1 pseudogene is annotated in these 293 nt (G+C 59.4%); it reads left to right on the top strand.

The features are described from left to right. Window positions 1-97: 97 nt before the first annotated feature. Window positions 98-293: pseudogene (locus tag P0G09_RS19815) on the top strand (keto-hydroxyglutarate-aldolase/keto-deoxy-phosphogluconate aldolase); the annotation flags it as partial.

The following is a 293-nucleotide window of genomic DNA, read 5'->3' on the forward strand; positions in this document are numbered from 1 at the left end:
CCCCGGTACCGCTTCTGACGGCGAGATGCAGCAGGCAATGAATATGGGCTGCTAGGCCCAGAAGTTCTTCCCCGCTGAGGCAAACGGCGGTTTCGGCATGCTGAAGAACATCGGCGCTGCCCTGAAGGGCGCACGCTGGATGTGCACCGGCGGTGTCAACGCAAAGAACGTCAACGATTACCTGGGCTACGACCAGATCTTCGCTGTCGGCGGCACCTGGATGTGCAAGAGCGATGTCTTCAAGGCTGGCGACTGGGCAAAGATCACTGCTCAGAGCAAGGAAGCCGTTGACA

The organism is Faecalibacterium sp. DFI.5.82 (genome assembly GCF_029076575.1).
Lineage (GTDB): Bacteria > Bacillota > Clostridia > Oscillospirales > Ruminococcaceae > Faecalibacterium > Faecalibacterium duncaniae.